This is a genomic window from Bradyrhizobium sp. CSS354, assembly GCF_029051725.1.
Lineage (GTDB): Bacteria > Pseudomonadota > Alphaproteobacteria > Rhizobiales > Xanthobacteraceae > Bradyrhizobium.
Genome location: NZ_JAACFU010000018.1, coordinates 1 through 20,820, shown reverse-complemented (window position 1 = coordinate 20,820; position 20,820 = coordinate 1). Strand labels below are relative to the sequence as shown.

Genomic DNA, 20,820 nt, shown 5'->3' with positions numbered 1-20,820 from the left:
TGTCAACGTCATCGGACAGGCGCAGGCCAATCCTTCGCGAGGGTACGGGCGAGACCAATGTGGCAAAATCTATCCTTGCGCGGGCGCATCAACCTGCTGCTGGCGCTGCTGCTGGCGCTGGGGCTCGCCGTCAATATCGGCCGCCAGGTCGCGGAAGCCGGGCCGCGCGTGCAGGCCGAGGACCAGAGCGTGATCCGGCTCGCGCGCGAATTCATCGAAATGATCGTGGCGGACCTCAACGAGGCGCCCGATCCGGATGCCAGGCTGAACCAGATCGCACGCGACCTCAGCCGCTTGCGCCATGTCAGCATCGCGCTGCGGGACGAAGCCGGCAGTCCGCTGACGCAGCCCCGGACCGACGCCGATGACGACACCCGCGCGCCGCCGGCCTGGTTTGTCAGCCTGGTTCATCCCGAGCAGACCGCGGTGAGCGTACCCGTCTCGATCCATGGCAAGCCGGGTTCACTGCTGATCACCTCCCATCCCGATGACGAGATCGCCGAGATCTGGGACGCCATCGTGACCCAGCTCGAGGTCGGCTCGGCGATCGCGCTGGCGCTGTTCCTGGTGATGATGAATGTGATCGGCCGGGCACTGGCGCCGCTCCAGTCCCTGGCGGATGTGATGGCCGAGCTCGAAGACGGCCGCTATAAGGCGCGCGTCGCGCCGGGCGGCGCACCGGAGCTCGCCGCGATCTGCACCAAGCTCAACCATCTTGCGGCGACGCTCAGTGACGCCATCGAGGACAAGCGGCGCCTCGCCGAGCGAACGGTGTCGCTCCAGGACGTCGAGCGCAAGGAGATCGCGCGCGAGCTCCATGACGAGTTCGGGCCATATCTGTTCTCGCTACGCGCGCATGCCAGCGCGCTGGCGAAGCAGGCGGACGGAGGCGCCCCGAGTGCGGGGGCCGTGCGAAAACACGGCAGTGCCATGCTGGAGCAGATCAACGCGCTTCAGCAGTTCAATCGCCGCGTGCTGGAGCGCCTCCGGCCCGTCGGCCTTGCCGAGCTCGGCCTGCGCCAGGCACTGGAATCGCTGTCACGGCTGTGGCGAGAGTCGCATCCCGATGTCGCCATCGAGACCGTGATCTCGCCGGCGCTTGGCGTCACGGGGGAGACCGCCGACCTCACCATCTACCGCATCGTGCAGGAGGCGCTCACCAACGTGTTCCGCCACGCCGGCGCGACCTCGGTCAATGTCGTCATCGAGCCGGTGGCACAGGCGGCAAGCGACGGCCGCGGCTGTGCCCGGGTGCGGGTCAGCGACAATGGCCGCGGCATGGAGCCGGGCCAGAAGCTCGGCTTCGGGCTCGTCGGCATGCGCGAGCGGATCCTGGCGTTGGGCGGCACGCTCAACGTCGTGTCCGGCGATGGCGGTCTAACCGTCGAGGCACTGGTTCCGACGGCGGCGGCCTGATCGTGTCGGGAAAAATTCCCGATTTGGTCGGGAAAACGGGTGCGGATATGGTCCGACCTTTTGTGGCTGGCGTCCGCATCCCTGCCGATTACACTCGTTTCGACCAACCGGCGAAAATCAAAACAGCCGGTGGTCACGGATGGGAAGGCTGGGATGGGCGATCGTGTTCGGTTCAAGGCTCTTGGGTTCAAGCGTGGTTTGTTGATGGCCTCGGTTTCGGCCGGGGTGGTCTGTGTCTTCGCGATCCCCGCGGGGGCTGCACCGGACGAGGAAACGAACGTCCAGAACCTGCCGCCGGTCGAGGTGACGGCGCCGCCGCCGTCAACGGCGCGGCGCACCGCGTCATCGCGTCCGGTCGCGCACATCGGGGCGCCGTCATCCGCCAGCCCCAAGACGCGCCTCTACGTCTACCCGACCGCGCCGGGTACCGGCAGAGGTCTTGACGTCGACAAGGTCCCGTCGGCGATCAACGCCGTCGACGCCAGCCAGATCAAGCGCACCGGCTCGCTGAACATTACCGATGCGCTTCGCGACAACATCGCCGGCGTCAACATCAGCGAGGTCACCGGCAATCCGTTTCAGCCAGATGTCGAATTCCGCGGCTTCGTTGCATCTCCGGTGACAGGCACGCCGCAAGGCCTGGCTGTGTATCAGAACGGCGTTCGCATTAACGAGGCCTTCTCCGACGCCGTCAACTGGGACCTGATCCCGACCGCGGCGATCCGGTCGGTGACGCTCGTGACCAACAATCCCGCCTTCGGCCTCAACGCGCTGGGCGGCGCGATCAATTTGCAAATGAAGGACGGTTTCACCTATCAGGGCGCGGAGCTTGATCTCATGGGCGGCTCGTTCGGCCGCATCCAGGGCTCGGCGCAATGGGGCAAGACGGTCGACAAGAACTACGGCGTCTATGCCGCGCTCGAAGGCCTGCACGACAACGGCTTCCGCAATTTCTCCCAATCGGACGTGCGGCGCTTCTACGGCGATGTCGGCTACAAGGCCGGCGACAGCGAATTCCACGCCAACATGGGCGTCGCCAAGAACGATTTCGGCGCCAGCGCCACCGTTCCCGCCGAGCTGCTCGATAAATATTGGGGCGCGACCTACACGACACCGCAGACCACCTCCAATCGCGTCGGCTATCTCAACCTGACAGGCAAGGTCGATGCGACGCCGACCTGGACGCTCGAAGGCACTGCGCATGTGCGCAGGTACGAGCAGAAGCTGGTCGACGGCAATCCGACCGACGCGCAGGAATGCACCGATCCGGGGCTGGCCGGCCTTCTTTGCTTCGGCGACGGCGCCACACCGGCAAACGGCGTGAACGGCCTGCCGCTTGCCAATCCTTTCGCGTCCGGGACTATCCTCGGCGAGATCGACCGCAGCTCGATACGCTCGACCACCTTCGGCGTGTCGGGGCAGGCCACCAACACCGATCAATTGTTCGGCCACGACAACCGCTTCGTGATGGGCGCGACCTATGACGCCAGCGTCACGCGCTATAACGCCACCGCCGAAATCGGCACGATCGGAGAAAACTACGTCGTCAACGGCAGCGGCCTCTTCCTGGGGCCGACCGGTGCGCCGAACACCGTCGCCGGTCCCGTTTCGCTGCGGACCGTCAATCAATATAACGGCCTGTACGCGATGGACACGTTCAATATCACCGACGCCTTCGCCGTCACCGGCGGCGGCCGATTCAATGTGGCGCGCATCTCGCTGGAGGATCAGCTCGGGGCGGATCTCAACGGCGATCACACCTTCACCCGCTTCAATCCGGTGATCGGCGGCACCTACAAGATCACGCCGGAGTTGACGGCCTATGCCGGCTATTCCGAGGCCAACCGCGTTCCAACGCCGCTCGAACTCGGCTGCTCCGATCCTGCCCGTCCCTGTCTCATCGCCGCGTTCCTCGTCTCCGATCCGCCGCTGAAGCAGGTCGTGTCCAAGACCGTGGAAGCGGGCTTGCGTGGCAGCAGGGAGCTAAACATCGGCACGCTCGGCTGGAAAATCGGCGGCTTCCGCGCCACCAATTACGACGACATCGTCGCGATCCCCGTTCCCGGCCGCACCGGCTTTGGCTATTTCTCCAATGTCGGCCGCACCCGGCGGCAAGGCCTCGAGGCCGAAATCAACATCAAATCGCCGACGGTTCAATTCCAGGCGAGCTACGCTTTCGTCGACGCGGGCTTCCTCGACGCGTTGTCCATCGGCTCCAACAGCCCGTTCGCCGATGGTGACGGCAACATCCAGGTCTCGCCCGGCAACCAGCTCCCCGCCATCCCGCGCCACCGCGTCAAGGTCGGCGTCGACTATGCCGTCACCGACGTCTGGAAGGTCGGCGGCAATGCGCTGTTCGTCTCCAGCCAATATCTGGTCGGCGACGAGTCCAACCAATATGCGAAGCTGCCGTCCTACACCGTGTTCAACCTGCACACGTCCTACCAGGTGACCAAGAACTTCCAGCTCTACGGCAAGATCGACAACATCTTCGACAAGCGCTTTGCGACCTACGGACAGTTCTTCGATACCGGAGCCGTGCCCAACTTTACCAACGGCGGCGCCGAGTTCACCGACCCGCGCTCGCTCAGCCCGGCAAGGCCGCGTGCATTCTATGCGGGGATGCGGGTGACGTTCTGATCCGGCTCGCAAGCCCCCGGCGCATGTGGGATGACGAGGGGGCTCGTCTTCGCCGGCGCGGCGTGCCGGCATGGGTGTGCTCTACCTAAAGCCGATTGACTCATTGTTCATGTTTTGTTCTTATGCTGCTCGTCCAGCCAAGGGAGCGAGCCATGGACAACCGCATCAACGAAATCCGCAGGATCATCAGGGCGTTACGCGTCAGCATGCGTGAGGCCGAGGCGATCATGCATGAACAGATCAACAGGGACGAGGACTGCAGCTTCGTCGCAGGCGAAGTCATGAAGATGCGCACGGTGATGAGTGGGCTCGTTCAGGAGCGGGCCGCCCTCGGTGACGCCGACCCGATCGTCGTCGCCAGCCTCTTCGTTCCCCGCCGGCGGCCGATGCCATCGCGCGTCGGTGTCGAGAAGCGCCGCCTTGTTCCGCCGCGAGAGATGGCACGGGCATGAAGGGGGAGAGGCCGACCTACTTCTCCGATATGCCGGAGCCCCCGGAATTTCTGAAGGCTCTCCATCATGCGCGGCGCCTGTCCTGCCTCGAGGGCTGGTGCCGCATGCACATCGAGGCCATCCAGGTCGCGATCGACCAGTACGCGGAGGCAGCTCTCGGCAACCGGGAGTTCTTCCTCAACAAGCCGCACAGCATCGGCGGGAGTCGCAACACCGGCGAGGTGCCGTGACAGCGCGCTTGTCAGCTTATCCGATCTTTTGACTCCTCCGATGATCCCGCGCGCCGGCGAAGCCTGGCGTCGCGTTGTTTTTACCGATCGGAAACCATAGCGAATGATCCTAAAATTGTAACGAAACGACTTGGCTGTCTCTGCGTCGGTTTGTCGGAGGGCCCGTCCGATGACAGAGCACCAGTTGAGAGAGCAGGAATTCCAGATCGCGCGTTACCGACGTTTGGAGCGCGAAGTGACCGATCCACTTGCCGCGTGTCTGCTTCACAGCATCATCGAGGACCTGGAAGCCGAGCTGCGCAGGGATAGCCCGGATTGGCACGGGCCGCCCGATTAACGCTTTGTTAGCGCTGATCGTGTGGATGATGCGAGGGAATACCGGGGAGACTGCTCCCATGTTGAAAGACGGCACCTACGCCGCCTGGTACAAGACGCCGCTCGATCAGGGGACCGGGATCGTCCATGTCGCAGACGGACAGATCTGGGGCTGCGACAGCCTGATGACCTATCACGGCTCCTGCAAGATCGACGGAGATCGCTTCACCGCCACCGTGTCGACGAAGCGCCATACCGACGGACGCGCAACGGTGTTCGGCATCGACGATGAGCTCACGCTGGACATCGAGGGAAACTGCCCGGGCAAGGTCGCGACCTACACGGCGACGGCAGTGCAGGTGCCGGGAATGGTCCTCCAGGGTACGCTGATTCTGACGGAACAGCAGGCGCCCGCACCTGAACGAAGCCGGCAGATGCCGCCGTTCAATCCCGACAAGCTGCCAAAGTTGCCGAAGCGCTCGCGCTGATCGCGGAAGCCCGCGCGCCAGTGCGGCGGAAGGACCTCATGTCTGCTCCTGACCCAGGCAGACATTCCGGAATTGAGGTTCGCCAAGCAACGAGAACGGTCCCGCCGTTGATCATGGCAACTCCGAGCCAATTCATCCGCGCTGGAGTGCCACCGTCATCAAGCAGATCACTGCGAATACGAAAGCTGATCTTCCGTGACGACTCGCTCGATTTTCTCCGACTTGCACTTGATGCGGTATCGGAGACGTCCATCGGCCTCGATGGGCATATGCTGGACGATGGTGTAAATCATCGGTGGCTCAGTTGCGGCACGTCCTTGCGGGCCTTGCGGCTGGTGGCGAACGTCTTCATTCAGCTTGTAGGCATACGACATATATCTACCTCGAACTTCACAGTGGCTCTGACGTGGGGTCAGTCGTTGTATCCCTGGCAGGACAGGCGCTTGGTCAAGCGGAAGAGTTACCACGGTCTCATGCGGTCAAATCGCGTCATAAGTCAGTCGTTCCCTTGCTTGACCGGTGCAGACAGACAATCGCCCAGAGCGGAGCGGCGATGGCGCACCATACGCCATATTTGCGAACTTTGGTCGTAATTTCCGAGCGGTTTAGGGCATTCTGCAGGTAAGCGGGCCAGCGTCTCGAGGGGAACTGACGCTTCCTCGCCGAATTGGGCTGGGACTTCGAATAACGGTGGGGCTGGGTATTTCGGCTCTGGGGTACCTCGGCCGACGATCGCCGTGGCCTCTTTCGGACAACTTCGTCGCATTCGGCGATTCTGCTTCCTCAGCCCTCGGGTCGCCCGCTTCTCAAACGACCCGCGATTCGCCATGGTGCCGCCGCAGGAGCATCGCCCCGGAGCATAATCAATGTCGGACAAGGTTTCGCGTCGCCAGTTCGCCACGCTGGCGGGATTGTCCGCAGCCGGAATCGCCAATCCTCTCGAGGTCGCGGACGCCAAGCCCGCATCGCCGCCGCGGAGCGTGGACGGTTTTCCGACGGGCTTCGTTTGGGGCACGGCGACCTCGGCCTATCAGGTCGAGGGCGCGGTCAACGAGGACGGGCGAGGGGCCTCGATCTGGGACAAGTTCGTCCGCATCCCCGGCAAGATCGAGGACGGTACTACCGGCGACCGCGCCAACGAGCACTATCACCGCTACAAGGAGGACATCGCGCTCATCAGGGAGCTCGGCTGCAAGGCCTATCGCTTCTCGGTGGCCTGGCCGCGGCTGTTTCCGGACGGCGACGGCAAGCCGAACCTGAAGGGGCTCGACTTCTACAACCGCCTGGTCGACGAGCTCCTCAAGAACGGCATCGAGCCGTGGCTGACGCTTTATCATTGGGACCTGCCGCAATCGCTCCAGGACCGGTTTGGCGGCTGGCGCTCGACGGAGACCTGCAAGATCTTCGGCGACTACGCGGCCTATGTCGCCGAGCATCTGACTGATCGCGTCAAGAACGTGTTCACACTGAACGAGAGCGGCCGCTTCGTCTATTTCGGCTACGGCATCGGCATCGACGCGCCGGGCGTGACGCTGCCGCAAGCCGAGGTCAACCAGATCAGGCACAACAGCGCGCTCGCGCACGGGCTCGCGGTCCAGGCGGTACGCGCCCATGGCCGCCGCGGCACCAGGGTGGGGCCGGCCGAGAACATCGATGCCTGCGCCCCCGCGATCGACACGCCCGAGAACGTCCGCGCCGCCGAGATCGCGCTGCGCGAGATGAACGCCGGCTATCTCAACGTCATCATGACGGGCCAGTACACCGACGCCTTCCTGAAGTTCGCCGGGCGCGACGCGCCGAAATACACCGATGCGGAGCTGAAGATCATCTCTTCGCCGGTCGATTTCCTCGGCCTCAACATCTACGCGCCGCAGAACTACGTGGTGGCGTCCGACCAGGGCGCGGGCTTCATGCCGCTGCCGATCCCGAAATCGTTCCCGCACATGAATTCGGACTGGCTGCGCGTCGGTCCCGAGACGATCTACTGGGTGCCGAAGCTGGCGGCGAAGATCTGGAAGACGGATGCCATCTATATCAGCGAGAACGGCACCTCCGGCGAAGACGTCGTGACGCCCGACGGCAAGATCTACGACACCGATCGCATCATGTATTTGCGCAACTACCTCGCCCAGCTCCAGCGTGCCACCGCCGAAGGCGTACCGGTGCGCGGCTACTTCCTCTGGAGCCTGATGGACAATTTTGAATGGGTGTTCGGGCTCAACAAGCGCTTTGGGCTCTACCACGTCAATTTCGACACGCAGGTGCGTACGCCGAAACTCAGCGCCAGCTTCTATCGCAACGTGATCGCGAAGAACGCGGCGGGGGTGTGATTGCTCTCTCTCGCCCCGTTCTTGCGGAGGCGCGACGAGCTTGGCTCGCGCTGAGGGGACAGGGTGAGGGGTTCCGCCAGCGCGCATTGACTCCCTTCGCCGCCTGATTCAAAACGCCTCTAACCATTCAAAAAGAGGATAACGCCAATGACCGACGCACTTATCATCGATGCCTGCCGGACCCCGCGGGGCGTTGGCAAGGCCGGCAAGGGCGCGCTCTCGGGCATTCATCCGCAGCAGCTGGGAGCAACCGTGCTGCGTGCGCTCGCGACGCGCACCGGCATCGACACCGCCGACGTCGACGACATCATCTGGGGCTGCAGCGCACAGGTCGCAACGCAAGGCGGCGATCTCGGCCGCATGTCGGCGCTGGACGCCGGCTACGACGTGCGCGCCAGTGCCGTGACACTCGACCGCTTCTGCGGCTCCGGCATCACCAGCGTCAACATGGCCGCAAGCTCGATCATGGCGGGCGCGGAAGACCTCGTCGTCGCCGGCGGCTGCGAGATGATGTCAATGGAAGGACGCCGCGGCGGCGGCCCGATGATGATGGACAACGGCAATCTGCGCCTGCGTGCGCAACATCCGCAGTCGCATCAGGGCGTCTGCGCCGACGCGATCGCGACGCTGGAAGGCATCACGCGAAGGGACGTCGACGCGCTCGGCCTCGAAAGCCAGAAGCGTGCCGCGCATGCGATCGCGAACGGCCACTTCAAGAAGAGCCTCGTGCCGGTGCATCGCGAGGACGGCAGCCTCGCGCTCGACCATGAAGAATATCCGCGGCCGCAGACCACGATGGAAGGGCTGAGCGCATTGAAGCCCGCATTCCCCGCGGTCGCCGACCATGCGCTCGACGACAAGGGCACGACCTATCGCGGCCTGATCCTGCAGAAGTACCCCGATCTCGAAATCGACTTCATGCACCACGCCGGCAATTCGTCCGGCGTCGTCGACGGCGCCGCCGCGATCCTTCTGGCTTCGCCCGCTTACGCCAGGGCGCACGGCCTGAAGCCGCGCGCCCGCGTCGTTGCGATGGCCAACATGGGCGACTCGCCGACGCTGATGCTGAACGCGCCGGTGCCGGCGACGCGCAAGGTGTTGGCGAAGGCCGGGCTGACCATCGACGACATCGACCTGTTCGAGATCAACGAGGCCTTTGCCGTGGTTGCGGAAAAATACATCCGCGACCTCAAGCTCGACCGCGCCAAGGTCAACGTCAATGGCGGCTCGATCGCACTCGGCCATCCCATCGGCGCCACCGGCTCGATCCTGATCGGCACCCTGCTCGACGAGCTCGAACGGCGCGACTTGAAGCGCGGTCTCGTCACCATGTGCGCGGCCGGTGGTATGGCCCCGGCCGTCATCATCGAGCGCATCTAGCGCGAGCGAAGCTCGTCGCGCTCCTTAGAAATAAGCGAGAGAAAGTACCCGCGATCGCCGCATCACGACGATCTAGCCTTATTTTCCGGGGTGAATCGCGGCCGGCCTTTCACAAAGAGGCCGGTCGTCGCTTGTCGAAAGCATCGAATCAGCTTTAGCAAGGCTGCGTGCGGGCCTTTGAAACAAGGTAAAATCCGCTGCCTGAGGCCTCTCCCGCTCCGGAAGTGGCTAAAAAGCAGGGTTTTTTGCCATAGAGGGCCAAAAAAGCCCGTAAAACCCCGACAAAACTGTGCAGAAGGCTATAGGCCTTCACCGGTTGGTCTAATATGCAGCCGTCAACGAATCAGAGGAGACACGATGGCCACCCAAATGTCGAAATCGCAGCTGATCGAAAAGATCGCGACCACCACGGAGCTTTCCAAGCGTGACGTCAAGAGCGTCATGGAGACGCTGACCGACGTCGGTCACAAGGAGCTCAAGAAGAACGGCCTGTTCCTGGTGCCGGGCTTTGCCAAGTTCGTGGTCATCAAGAAGCCCGCGACCAAGGCGCGCAAGGGCACCAACCCGTTCACGGGCGAAGAGATGATGTTCAAGGCCAAGCCGGCCCGCAAGATCGTCCGCGCCCGTCCGGTCAAGGCCGCCAAGGACGCCGTGGGCTAACGACGCAAAGGCCCCCTCGAGCGAGGGGGCCTTTTGTTTGGGGCTGTCGCGAGGACTTGAGACGGAGGGCTCAACCCTTGCGGCGCTTCACCCTGACCGGGACCGGCTGAAGCCGCGGTCCTGATGCCGCCAGCGCATCGCGAACCCCGTCGATGGCGCGATCCAGCAACTGGCGCAGCCGCTGCGTTGTCCGCGCTTCCTTCGCTCTTTCCAGCAGTTTCTTCATCGCATTCACTCCGCCGCTTCGACCTTGGCCTCGGCTTGGGCATCGGCTTGGGCCTCGGCCGGCTCGAGCGCCGCGGCGATGGCTTCGTCGACGCGCTCCAGCCAGATGAATTCGAGGTTGTCCCGCGCGCTCTTGGGGATGTCGTCGTAGTCCCGCTTGTTGCGCGCCGGCAGCATCACCCGCTTCAGGCCCGCGGCCGCAGCCGCCACCACCTTCTCCTTGATGCCACCGACCGGCAGCACCAGGCCGCGCAGCGAGATCTCGCCGGTCATGGCGGTGTCGCTGCGCACCGTGCGATTGGTGAGCAGGGACGTCAGCGCCGTGAACATCGCAACGCCCGCGCTCGGCCCGTCCTTCGGGGTCGCGCCTGCGGGCACGTGAACGTGGATGTCGCTCTTTTCGAACAGCTGCGGATCGATGCCGAGCTGCGTGGCCTTGCTCTTCACCAGCGTCATCGCAGCCTGCACGCTCTCGCGCATGACCTCGCCGAGCTGGCCGGTCAGGATCATGCCGCCGCGGCCTGATACCCGCGAGGCCTCGATGAACAGGATGTCGCCGCCGACCGGTGTCCAGGCAAGGCCGGTGGCCACGCCCGGAATGCTGGTGCGCTGCGCGATCTCGCCTTCGAAGCGCGGCTGGCCGAGCACGGTGCCGATATCCTTCGGCGTCACGACGACTTTGACGGCGGTGCCCTCGGCGACCTGCACCGCGGCATGGCGGAACAGTTTGCCGATCTCGCGCTCGAGGTTACGCACGCCGGCTTCGCGGGTGTAGCCGTTGACCACCAGCTTCAGCGCCTCCGGCTCGATCTCGGCCTGCTCGGCCGTCAGGCCGTTGGCCTCGAGCTGCCGCCGCACCAGATAGCGCTTGGCGATCTCCAGCTTCTCTTCCTGGGTGTAGCCGGTGAGGCTGATCAGCTCCATGCGGTCCAGCAGCGGACCCGGGATCTGGTCCAGCATGTTGGCGGTCGCGATGAACACCACGCGCGACAGGTCGAAGGGCACGCCCAGGTAATTGTCCCGGAACGTCCCGTTCTGCTCGGGGTCGAGCACCTCCAGCATTGCGGCGGAAGGGTCGCCCTGCACGCCGCGGCCCATCTTGTCGATCTCGTCCAGCATCATGACGCAGTTGCGGGTGCCGGCCTTCTTGATGCCCTGAATGATGTTGCCGGGCAGCGCGCCGATATAGGTGCGCCGATGGCCGCGGATCTCGGCCTCGTCATGCACGCCGCCGAGGCTGACGCGCACGAAGGGGCGATCCATCGCGCGTGCGATGGATTGGCCGAGCGAGGTCTTGCCGACGCCGGGCGGTCCGACGAAGCACAGGATCGGCGCCTTGCCCTGCGGCGCCAGCTTGCGCACCGCCAGATATTCGATGATCCGGCTCTTGATCTTCTCCAGGCCAAAATGATCGGCGTCGAGGATGCGGCGCGCTTCCTTGATGTCGATCGGCTTCTCCGCGGGCAACGCCCACGGCAACTCGATCAGCCAGTCCAGGTAAGTGCGGACCATGCCGGCCTCGCCCGCGGCCTCCGGCATGCGCTCGTAGCGGCGCAGCTCCTTCTTCGCATGTGCATCGGCCTCGGGCGGCATGTTGGCCTTGGCGATGGCAGCGGTCAGCTCGGCGACCTCAGCCGCCTTGCCGTCGCCTTCGCCGAGCTGGCGCTGTATGGTCGCCATCTGCTCGCGCAGGATCGCTTCGCGCTGCCGCTCGTCGAAGCTGGCGCGGGTCTGCTGGCCGATCTCGTTGCTGATGCGCAGCACCTCCAGCCGTTCGGCCAGATGCTTCGACACCTTCTCGACACGCAGAGCGAGGTCAATGGTCTCCAGCACCTCCTGCTTGTCCTGCGGCTTGATGTCCATGAACGAGGTCGCCAGGTCCGCCAGCGCGCCGGGCGCGGTGGTGCCCTGGAACATCGCGATCAGTTCGGGCGGCGCCTGCGGCAGCAGCTCGATCGCCTCGATGGCCTGGCGCTGCAGGTTCAGCCCGCGGGCCTCGATCTCGGGCGTGCTCGTGGTCGGCTCCGGAATCTGCTGGATCCGCGCGGCCGGGAACGGCGTCCCCGGCAGGAAGTCGAGGATGCGCGCGCGCTGCACGCCCTGGCAGACGATGTGATGGGTGCCGTCGGGCGCGGTGATGTAGCGTACGATATTGGCGATGGTCGCGACCCGATAGAGGTCGTCCGGTCCGGGCTCCTCGGTCTCGGGGCTGCGCTGCAGGACGATGCCGACCGGCCGCTGCTCGCGCAGCGCCTGTTGCGCGGCGGCGACCGACTTCGGCCGCGCGATCGCGATCGGCGCGATGGCGCCGGGGAATAGCACCATCTCGCGCACGGGAATGATGATCAGCGCGTCTTCGGGAATCTTCACGTCGGAATTGCTCTGGGGATTGGTCGGTGCGGTATTCATTGGTTCGGTGGCCATGATCGACCTCAGGATTTGGCGAGGCGCAGCGCGACGCAGCCGTCCATCACGAAACGGCTGATGGCGTAGCGGCCAACGGGCAATGCAATGCGGCGCTCAAAACGCCCCTGCGGCAGTTCGAGCCGGTGGATGCGGGCGTTGCGAAGCTCCGGCGGAAGGGTGCGCTGGCCGGAGATGACGAGCACGCCGTCGAGGATCACCGTCTCGACATTGTCGGGATTTACGCCGGGAAGCGCGACCAGGATCAGGAGCTCATGCTCGGTTTCGAGCACGTCGATCGGTGGCTCCCAGCAGGCGTCCTGCCGGCCGAACTGCTGGCGCAGCCGTTCGGCGCGGGTCAGCGAGTCCAGGGCTTCGGACAACATCCAGTCGAGGGGATTTTTGGGTTGCATGATGCGGGCTCGGCGGTGGGGAACGCTGAATATGGGGCCGGTTCCCGAAAATTCCAGTCCGGCGGCGCGCAGGTGCCATGCGGATCGTGCGATCCGAAAAGACAAGCGCCGCGGCCTTTTGGGGCCGCGGCGTTTCGTCGTCACGCGATGTGTGGCTCAGGCCGCCTGGCGGTATTCCTCTTCCGCCTCGAGGTTGATCACGGAGGTGGCGAGCTCGGTCAGGGTGTGATCGGTCGCCTCTTCCTCGTCCAGCGTCGCCTGGAGCAGCCTCGCGGCGTCCTGCATGCCGAGCTCCTCGGCCCAGGTGCGCAGCGTGCCGTAGCGGGAGATTTCGTAATGCTCGACCGCCTGCGCGGCTGCGAGCAGGCCGGCGTCGAGCGCAGGAGCGTTCTTGAACTCCTTCATGATCTCGGCGCCTTCGTCGGTGATGCCGTTGATCGCTTCGCAAGGCTTGCCGCGGGCCGGCTTGCCCAGCATCTTGAAGATCTGGTCGAGACGTTTGACCTGGCCCTGGGTCTCGCGCAAATGCTTGTTGAAGGCCGCCGCGAGCTCCTTCGAGTTGGCAGCCTTGGCCATCTTGGGCAAGGTCTTGATGATCTTGTTCTCGGCGAAATAGATGTCCTTGAGCGTTTCCAGGAATAGGTCGCTCAACATCTTGGGCGCCTGACGGGCGCGGCCCGTCGACGATTTCTTGGTTGTGCGCTTCTTCGCTTTTTTGGCCATAAATCCTCCTCTTGAGGTGACACGGGAAGGCATCGCCTTCCTCAATCCTCAGGCGATCCAAGCCTTTCGGTGAACGAAAGTTCCAAACTGCAAGCTGCACTCGGCGCGTCGCTCAGGTCGGACGCTTGTAGGGATCTTCCTGCCGCTGCCGCGCCTCGGTGTTGCGGTCGAGCTGTGCGCGCTCGCGGCGTCGCAGGCGCCCCGCCTTCGCCACGCCGTAGACGAGGACCGCACCGAGCACGAAGGCTCCGATGAACCAGAGCCAGAGCAGGTTGCCCGAAAGGTGGCCCAGCAACATTCCAATTCCACTGTCGCTCATTGTGCATCTCCGGTGATTTTCAAAGCGGTTCTGCCGGGCTAAGTCAGTTCGCCAGCCATCGTTCCTGCGCCCAGGGAGCCCACCGAGACATGATCGACTTCTCCCTGTCCGCGTTCGTGACGTTGCTGCTGGTGGTCGATCCCGTTGGTCTCGTGCCCGCCTTCCTCGCCGCGACCGGAGGCATGCCCGACAAGACCAAACGCACCATCGCGCTACGCGCGCCGCTGATTGCGGCGTCGATCCTGGTGGTGATTGCCTTGATCGGAAACTGGCTGCTGCGCCAGCTCGGGATCGGCATCCCCGCCTTCCAGATCGCCGGCGGACTGCTGCTGTTCGGCGTGTCGTACCAAATGATCTTCGGCGACCGTCCGCATCGCGAGGCCCGCGAGGCTGACAAAGCAAGCTCCGAGCATGCCTCCGACGTCGCGGTATTCCCGCTGGCGATCCCGATGATGGCCGGTCCAGGCGCGATCGCGACCACGCTGCTCCTGACGGGCGATGCCGGCTACGGGCCGAGGCTCGCGATCATCGTCGCGGTCGTGCTCTCCGTGTGCTTGCTCTGCATGCTCTGCTTTGTCTCCGCGCGCCTGATCGCACGGACCCTCGGGCGGACCGGCAACGCCGTCCTTTCGCGCGTGCTCGGCATGCTGCTCGCGGCCTATTCGGTGCAGTTCGTGATCAACGGAATCTCGGCCGTCCGGGCGGGCCTGCCGTAGGGCTGCGACAATCTGTTAATGCGTTGATTTTCATGTTTATTTCATGATGCCATGAGGCGGCTGGCGGGATCACGCGCGATCCGGTCTGCTTTCTCTTGCGCTGCCACATTGCTTTGACGTACTCCCCGTCTGACAGGCGCCCATCGTCAGGAAATCGAGATGTCGATGACAGCGGACGAGCTCGACAAGAGACAGGCCATCATCGGCGCCTGCCGCCGCATGAACGCGCTCGGCATCAACCAGGGCACCTCGGGCAATATCAGCGTCCGGCATGTGGACGGGCTTCTGGTCACTCCGACCAGCGTGCCTTACGATGCCATGACGCCGGACCAAATCGTGTTCATGACGATGGACGGCTCGCACGCGCCCGATCAGAAGCCGTCCAGCGAGTGGCGCTTCCACCTCGACATCCTGAAGGCCCGGCCCGAAATCGAAGCCGTCGTCCACGCCCATCCGACCTATTGCACCATCCTGGCGATCATGGGCCTGGAGATCCCGCCTGTGCACTACATGATCGCGGCCGCCGGTGGCGATAGCATCCGCTGCGCGCCCTATGCCACCTTCGGAACGGCGGAGCTGTCCGAACATGCCGTGCGGGCGCTGGAGGACCGGCTTGCTTGCCTGCTCGACCACCACGGCATGATCGCGATCGGCAAGTCGTTGGACAAGGCGATGTGGCTCGCCGTTGAGGTCGAGACGCTGGCGCGCCAATATCACGGCTGTCTCCAGATCGGAGAGCCGCCGCTGCTGTCGAGCGCGGAGATCGAGCGGGTCCGCCAGCGCATGTCCGGTTACGGCATGTCGGAAGGGTAGGGCGGACAGAAAGTGTTCCTGCGGATCAGACATCTCGCCGACCGCAAGGGGACGAACCGCGTCATGGTTCGGCTGCGGGCGCTGCTGCGCAGCAACGAATTCTATCTGATCCCGCTGGCGCTGGTGATCGGCACGCTTGCCGGCGCCATCGTGACGCTGATGGCCGAGATTGCGCAGATTGCCCATATGGTGATCTACGGCATTCCCATCGACGTCCGTCTGTCCGCCAATACCAGCGTCAGTCCCTGGGCCGCGCTGATTGCGCCCGCGCTGGGCGGATTGGCGCTCGGCATCATGGAGTGGTGGCGGCGACGGCTGAAACTCTCCAGCGCGGTCGATCCGATCGAGGCGAACGCGCTGCGTGGTGGCAATCTGTCGATGCGCGACAGCGTGGTGGTGTCGAGCCAGACGCTGATCTCGAACGGTTGCGGCGCCTCCGTCGGCCTCGAGGCCGGCTACACCCAGATCGGATCGGGCATCGCCTCGCTGCTCGGCAAGTTCTTCAATCTGCGCCGCAACGATCTGCGCCTGATCGTCGGCTGCGGCGCGGCTGCGGCGATCGCGGCGGCCTTCGGTGCACCGATCACGGGGGCCTTCTACGCCTGCGAGCTGATCGTCGGCGTCTATTCGGTCGGCAGTGCCGCGCCGATCCTCGCCGCCTCGCTCGCCGGTGCCCTGACCGCGCAATGGCTCGGCGGCGCGCCATACTCGCTCGAAATACCCAAGGTCAGCGCCGTCGGCGTCGAGCAATATCTGGCGCTGATCGGGCTCGCGCTCATCACCAGCGGCGTCGGCATCGCCGTGATGCGCTCGTCCTCGATGTTCGAGCGCCTGTTCAAATGGCTGCCGGTCTGGCTACGCCCGGTGATCGGCGGCCTCATCGTCGGCGGCTTTGCGATTGTCACGCCGCAGGTGCTGGCGGCCGGCCACGGCGCGATGGTGCTCGATCTCTTTCACGACATGACGATCGGCCTGATCGCGCTGATCATCGCCTTGAAGGTGACGGCCTGCCTGATCTCGCTCGCCTCCGGCTTCCGCGGCGGGCTGTTCTTTGCCTCGCTGTTCGTCGGCAGCCTGATCGGAAAGTTCTTTTCCGCGGTGCTGCTCTTGATCAGCCCGAACTTCGTGATCGATCCGCTGGTCGCGATGCTGACGGGCATGGCGACGCTCGGCGTCGCCATCGTCGGCGGTCCCTTGACCATGTCGTTCCTCGTGCTCGAGATGACCCGCAACGTCGACGTTACCGCCGTGGTGCTCGCCGGCTGCATCGTGACCTCGATCTGCGTCCGCTTCATGTTCGGGCACTCCTTCTCGACCTGGCGCCTGCATCTGCGCGGCGAGACCATCCGCAGCGCCAACGACGTCGGCTGGCTGCGCAACCTCACCGTCGAGCGGCTGATGCGCTCCGATGTCGGCAAGGTGCCGTCGACCACCACGATCGCCGCGGTCCGCCGGGAATTCGCGCTGGGCTCGCGGCCCGGGATCGTCATCGTCAACAATGCGGACGAATATGTCGGCCTCGTCCTGCTGCCCGACCTGTTCTCCGGCGACCTCGACAGCATCGCCGACGAGATCCAGGTGATCGAGCTCGCGCGCTTGACCGAGATCGTGCTGATCCCGGAAATGAACGTGAAGTCGGCGATGGCGGTGTTTGACGAGGCGGAGGCCGAGATGCTGGCGGTAGTCGATTCCACCGACAGCCGCAAGGTGGTCGGCTTCCTCACCGAGACCTTCGCGCGCCGCCGCTATGTCGAGGAGATCGACAAGGCGACGCGCGGCGTGCTCGGGGCGCTGTCGTAAGGTCACGCGGAAGCGGGACGACGTGCGTCATGCGCCGCCGTCCGCGCCTTCTACCGGCCCGGTTGGGAGGGAGCCGTGACGACGCTAGCCACGATCCGGCGGACCAGTGGCAACACCATCAGCAGCGTCGGAAAGGCGACGAGCCATGACAGCGCCCAGGCGCCCGGCCAGGTCGCGAGAAACGCCGGCGTTGCGCCGAGGCTTCGGAGCGTCGAAATGACCGACACCACGGCCGTCATGAGGATGGACAGCACGAATGGCATCACGATCGGCGCATAGCGCGCCGGCAGTTTGCGAACCGCAATCATCTGATTTCTCTTTGGAATAGGACGCGTCAGTCACGGTGAACCCAAGAATGGCATCGATCCCGACGGCGTCGGTTGATGCGTTGGTTCACGTAAAACGCTTACGGCGACCGAAAACGGTGCGTCTGTTCATTATCCGCTCATGTTGGATGGTTCAAGCTGGATCCAGACGTTCGGTTTACAATCGTTCAAAGCGTGGCAGATTGCCGCGATCGCGAAACGATTTCAGTGGTTTGCGCATTAAGTCTTGTTTGCATGCCGCTTTGAGCGAGAACAGGGGAAGGTCAAGATGAATAAGAGACCGATGATTTCTGCAGCCGGCCGCAACCTTGTGTTGGCGGCTTTCGCAAGTCTTGTTCTGATTACGGCCTCTATCGCGCCTTCGGCTGCCAACTCATCCGCGCCCAGCAAGGCCGCTGCCGCGGGTCCGGCTGCTCCGGCTGCCACTGATTTCAGCGCGGCTCGCCGCCACCGCTACTATCGACGAGGTCCGAACGCTGCAGGCCTCGCTTTCATGGGCGTGGCGGCAGGTCTGATCGGCGGTGCGATCGCGGAGAGCAGGCGCCAGGAGTACTACGAGGACCGCTATAATTACGGCCCCGGTCCTTACTACGGCGGCCAGGGATATTACGGCGGCGGTCCCTACTATGGTCCGCGTGGCTATTATCAGCCGTATTAGGCGGCTGCCCTCGTTGCAGCCTCTATCGCGCCAAGGGGCGGTGTTTTACACCGCCCCTTGTTGCTTCTGCGCGAGGCATGTCATTGCGCGACCTGTGTCGCGGGTGTCAATCCGCGCGCGCGTAAAAATATTCCACTTTACCGAAATTCGGTTTTGGCGTATGTGTCGCTCATCCCGGCTCATTCTTGAGGGGCGATCCTGTGGTCGTCACGTTCGCGAGCCGGGCTTGCGGTGGACGCGGCAGCGTTCGGGTGCGAGAGGTGTGGGCAGGGCGGATTGCTCTCCGTGAGCCCAAAACTTCGTTCCGACGAGCGGCGCTGCTAGGCTTCGTCTCGTCATCAGGTCGGCGGCAACGTGCACAACGTCGTCGAAACCGGTGGTGAAATGGCGAGCCGTGCGTACGGCAAACCGTGTGGTCCTGTCGTCCAGTGATTTCTCGTGGGTTGGAATACCTGAAAACCCTCGATCATTGAAAGACTTACAAGGATGCCGTCCGGCGCTCCGTCCGGCCTGAAACAGCCGGGCCCTATTAGGCCCTAGTTTCACATGGTGGTTCAAACAGCCTTCCGTATCCAAGGAAAGTCAGTGCGTTGCGATGACAACGGGCCTTTTTCGGCTCCGACATCTTCAAGCTCCCGGCTGGCTGATCAGTCATTTACTTGGTCAGCTTCAAACCACGCTGGAATCTCCTCCGACGGAATCGACACTCTCGGCACGTGCGGGATGATGGTGCCCGCAGTGACAATCAATCCTTCGGCGAATTTCGCTCGCGCAAAATCCCGCGCTTCTGCTTCAGTGACGAACGTCTTGGTCAGGCGCGGAGTCGCCGTCTTTGCAGCGTGCCATCCATGGGCACTTCAAACGTGACATACCACGTGTACTTCATACCGCGAGGCCGCTGCTCGTCATCGGTCCCGGTCCTCCGGGCCGAGATGACCGCGACAGCTCCTTTCTGCCCAGTCACCTGCAAACTGGCTTATCGCCGCACGCCGACGCGGTTGACGCCACCATTGGCATTGCCACCGGCATTATGGCGTACCTGCGGAATCCGAGGCAAAGCGGCCACCGATTCCGACGGAAGGCGGCCAGCGATTCCGATCGAAAGCGGCCACCCAATCCGAACGAAGGCGGCCACCCTGTTGATAGGGTGAGACGGGGGGCGTTGTCGGCAATCTGAACGGGGCAAGGTCCCTCCTTTTGCGGTTCACGCAATGGGAGGTCCGATGCCCGCCGAGAGATTGCCGATGCGGAAGATTCGAGAAGTTCTACGCCTGAAGTATGCCTGTGGGGTGAGCGATCGGGTGATCTCCCGATCGGTCGGGATCGGTCGCACGGCGATCGCGGAGTATGTCCGCCGCGCCGCGGTGATCGGCATCACCTGGCCGATACCGGAGGAGCTCGACGACACAGCACTGGAGCGCAAGCTGTTTGCGCCAGCCGGCTACAACCCGCCGCGATCGAAGCCGCTTCCGGATTGGGGGCATGTCCATGCCGAGTTGCGCCGCCGCAGCGTAACGCTGGCGCTGCTGTGGGAGGAATACCGCGGCCATCATCCCGACGGCTACGGCTACAGCCGGTTCTGCGACCTCTACGTCGAATGGCGCCACGGCATCACGGCGACCATGCGGCAGACCCACGCGGCCGGCGAAAAGCTGTTCGTGGACTTCGCCGGCGATACCGTGCCGGTGTTCGACGGGCTTACCGGGGAGGTGCGCGCCGCCAAGATCTTCGTCGCGGTCATGGGAGCGTCGAACTACACATTCGTCCAAGCCCGGTTCAGCGAGGCGCTGCCCGACTGGATCGGCGCCCATGTGGATGCGCTCACCTTCCTGGGCGGAGTGCCGAAGGCGCTCGTCTGCGACAATCTGAAGGCCGGGGTGACGGTGGTGAGCCGCTACGAGCCAGGCGTCAACCGGACTTACCAGGATCTTGCCACCCATTACGGCACCACCATTATGCCGGCGCGGCCCCGCAAGCCGCGCGACAAAGCCAAGGTGGAGGCGGCGGTTCTTATCGTCCAGCGATGGATTTTGGCGCGGCTGCGCAACCGGCGCTTCTTCTCGCTCGCCGAGTTGAACGTTGCGATCCGCATCCTGGTCGACGAACTCAACGCCCGCCTGATGCGCAAGCTCGGTGCCAGCCGCCGCGAGTTCTTCGACACCATCGATCGTCCGGCCCTGATGCCGCTGCCGGCCGAACCCTATCAGTACGCCGAATGGCGTCGTGCCCGTGTAGCGCCGGATTACCATGTCGAGGTTCAGGGGCACTTCTACTCGGTGCCATCTCGCCTGATCCGCCAGGTCGTCGAGGTGCGGGCCACCGAGGCAACCATCGAGGTGTTCCATCGCGGCACCCGGATCGCCAGCCACGCACGCTCAGGCGTCAGGCGCCGCCACACCACGATCCCCGAGCACATGCCGAGCGCACATCGCCGATACGCCTTCTGGACGCCGGCACGTCTGCTGGCCGCCGCCGAGAAGATCGGTCCGTCCACGATCGCGCTGTGCCAGGCG

At 64.2% G+C, this 20,820-nt stretch carries 21 protein-coding genes; 14 read left to right on the top strand and 7 right to left on the bottom strand.

The window, feature by feature from the left end:
• The first annotated feature begins 57 nt into the window (after positions 1 to 57).
• From GWG67_RS30865 to GWG67_RS30840, 6 genes are all read left to right on the top strand, one after another.
• On the top strand, positions 58 to 1,416 hold the full coding sequence (locus GWG67_RS30865; RefSeq protein WP_275173180.1) for a histidine kinase: 1,359 nt from the start codon (positions 58 to 60) through the stop codon (positions 1,414 to 1,416).
• Between the two features lie 153 nt (positions 1,417 to 1,569).
• On the top strand, positions 1,570 to 4,056 hold the full coding sequence (locus tag GWG67_RS30860) for a TonB-dependent receptor (protein WP_275173178.1): 2,487 nt from the start codon (positions 1,570 to 1,572) through the stop codon (positions 4,054 to 4,056).
• Positions 4,057 to 4,208: 152 nt separating this feature from the next.
• Positions 4,209 to 4,508: a hypothetical protein gene (locus tag GWG67_RS30855; RefSeq protein WP_275173176.1), complete on the top strand. Its 300-nt coding sequence runs from the start codon at positions 4,209 to 4,211 to the stop codon at positions 4,506 to 4,508.
• Positions 4,505 to 4,738 (top strand): hypothetical protein, encoded by a 234-nt coding sequence (locus tag GWG67_RS30850; RefSeq protein WP_275173174.1) that lies wholly within the window; start codon positions 4,505 to 4,507, stop codon positions 4,736 to 4,738. Before GWG67_RS30855 ends, GWG67_RS30850 begins: the two co-directional genes overlap by 4 nt.
• A 169-nt stretch (positions 4,739 to 4,907) precedes the next feature.
• Complete coding sequence (locus tag GWG67_RS30845) at positions 4,908 to 5,075, top strand: hypothetical protein (protein ID WP_275173173.1); 168 nt, start codon at positions 4,908 to 4,910, stop codon at positions 5,073 to 5,075.
• A 58-nt stretch (positions 5,076 to 5,133) separates the two neighbouring features.
• Positions 5,134 to 5,541: a hypothetical protein gene (locus GWG67_RS30840; protein WP_275173171.1), complete on the top strand. Its 408-nt coding sequence runs from the start codon at positions 5,134 to 5,136 to the stop codon at positions 5,539 to 5,541.
• 167 nt (positions 5,542 to 5,708) lie between these two features.
• Here GWG67_RS30840 and GWG67_RS30835 read toward each other — a convergent pair whose 3' ends face one another.
• Positions 5,709 to 5,915 carry a hypothetical protein gene (locus GWG67_RS30835; RefSeq protein ID WP_007601421.1) on the bottom strand — a complete coding sequence of 69 codons (207 nt, stop codon included), beginning with the start codon at positions 5,913 to 5,915 and terminating at the stop codon, positions 5,709 to 5,711.
• Between the two features lie 492 nt (positions 5,916 to 6,407).
• Between GWG67_RS30835 and GWG67_RS30830 the strand changes: the two genes are divergently transcribed.
• The 3 genes from GWG67_RS30830 to GWG67_RS30820 all read left to right on the top strand — a co-directional run bounded on the left by GWG67_RS30830 (position 6,408) and on the right by GWG67_RS30820 (position 9,911).
• Positions 6,408 to 7,871 carry a GH1 family beta-glucosidase gene (locus GWG67_RS30830; RefSeq protein WP_275173169.1) on the top strand — a complete coding sequence of 488 codons (1,464 nt, stop codon included), beginning with the start codon at positions 6,408 to 6,410 and terminating at the stop codon, positions 7,869 to 7,871.
• Positions 7,872 to 8,018: 147 nt separating this feature from the next.
• Complete coding sequence (locus tag GWG67_RS30825; RefSeq protein ID WP_275173168.1) at positions 8,019 to 9,251, top strand: acetyl-CoA C-acetyltransferase; 1,233 nt, start codon at positions 8,019 to 8,021, stop codon at positions 9,249 to 9,251.
• Between the two features lie 357 nt (positions 9,252 to 9,608).
• Positions 9,609 to 9,911 (top strand): HU family DNA-binding protein, encoded by a 303-nt coding sequence (locus tag GWG67_RS30820; protein WP_007601427.1) that lies wholly within the window; start codon positions 9,609 to 9,611, stop codon positions 9,909 to 9,911.
• 70 nt (positions 9,912 to 9,981) lie between these two features.
• Here the strand turns inward: GWG67_RS30820 and GWG67_RS30815 are convergent, their stop codons facing one another.
• The 5 genes from GWG67_RS30815 to GWG67_RS30795 all read right to left on the bottom strand — a co-directional run bounded on the left by GWG67_RS30815 (position 9,982) and on the right by GWG67_RS30795 (position 13,994).
• Entirely contained in the window at positions 9,982 to 10,137 is a 156-nt protein-coding gene (locus GWG67_RS30815; RefSeq protein WP_275173166.1) for a hypothetical protein, read from the bottom strand.
• A gap of 5 nt (positions 10,138 to 10,142) precedes the next feature.
• Positions 10,143 to 12,560: an endopeptidase La gene (gene lon / locus GWG67_RS30810; protein ID WP_275173164.1), complete on the bottom strand. Its 2,418-nt coding sequence runs from the start codon at positions 12,558 to 12,560 to the stop codon at positions 10,143 to 10,145.
• A gap of 8 nt (positions 12,561 to 12,568) precedes the next feature.
• Positions 12,569 to 12,952: an Hsp20/alpha crystallin family protein gene (locus tag GWG67_RS30805; protein WP_275173162.1), complete on the bottom strand. Its 384-nt coding sequence runs from the start codon at positions 12,950 to 12,952 to the stop codon at positions 12,569 to 12,571.
• Positions 12,953 to 13,108: 156 nt separating this feature from the next.
• A complete protein-coding gene (locus tag GWG67_RS30800) occupies positions 13,109 to 13,675 on the bottom strand; it encodes a ferritin-like domain-containing protein (protein WP_007612902.1) in 567 nt (188 codons plus the stop codon).
• A 112-nt stretch (positions 13,676 to 13,787) separates the two neighbouring features.
• Positions 13,788 to 13,994 carry a hypothetical protein gene (locus GWG67_RS30795; protein ID WP_007601434.1) on the bottom strand — a complete coding sequence of 69 codons (207 nt, stop codon included), beginning with the start codon at positions 13,992 to 13,994 and terminating at the stop codon, positions 13,788 to 13,790.
• A gap of 89 nt (positions 13,995 to 14,083) precedes the next feature.
• Here GWG67_RS30795 and GWG67_RS30790 point away from each other — a divergent pair, with 89 nt between their 5' ends.
• The 3 genes from GWG67_RS30790 to GWG67_RS30780 all read left to right on the top strand — a co-directional run bounded on the left by GWG67_RS30790 (position 14,084) and on the right by GWG67_RS30780 (position 17,323).
• Positions 14,084 to 14,710, top strand: a complete 627-nt coding sequence (locus tag GWG67_RS30790) for a MarC family protein (protein WP_275173160.1) — start codon at positions 14,084 to 14,086, stop codon at positions 14,708 to 14,710.
• A gap of 159 nt (positions 14,711 to 14,869) precedes the next feature.
• The gene (locus GWG67_RS30785; RefSeq protein ID WP_275173159.1) at positions 14,870 to 15,523 is read left to right on the top strand and encodes a class II aldolase/adducin family protein; all 654 of its coding nucleotides are present in this window, start codon (positions 14,870 to 14,872) and stop codon (positions 15,521 to 15,523) included.
• Between the two features lie 12 nt (positions 15,524 to 15,535).
• Positions 15,536 to 17,323 (top strand): chloride channel protein, encoded by a 1,788-nt coding sequence (locus GWG67_RS30780; RefSeq protein ID WP_275173158.1) that lies wholly within the window; start codon positions 15,536 to 15,538, stop codon positions 17,321 to 17,323.
• A 50-nt stretch (positions 17,324 to 17,373) separates the two neighbouring features.
• On the opposite strand, the gene GWG67_RS30775 is transcribed toward GWG67_RS30780, so the two are convergent.
• On the bottom strand, positions 17,374 to 17,631 hold the full coding sequence (locus tag GWG67_RS30775; protein ID WP_275173156.1) for a DUF2798 domain-containing protein: 258 nt from the start codon (positions 17,629 to 17,631) through the stop codon (positions 17,374 to 17,376).
• Between the two features lie 286 nt (positions 17,632 to 17,917).
• On the opposite strand from GWG67_RS30775, the gene GWG67_RS30770 reads away from it, so the two are divergent.
• Complete coding sequence (locus GWG67_RS30770) at positions 17,918 to 18,307, top strand: hypothetical protein (RefSeq protein ID WP_275173155.1); 390 nt, start codon at positions 17,918 to 17,920, stop codon at positions 18,305 to 18,307.
• Positions 18,308 to 19,551: 1,244 nt separating this feature from the next.
• The coding region (istA, locus tag GWG67_RS30760) for an IS21 family transposase (RefSeq protein ID WP_275173153.1) at positions 19,552 to 20,820 on the top strand (1,269 nt) is incomplete at its 3' end.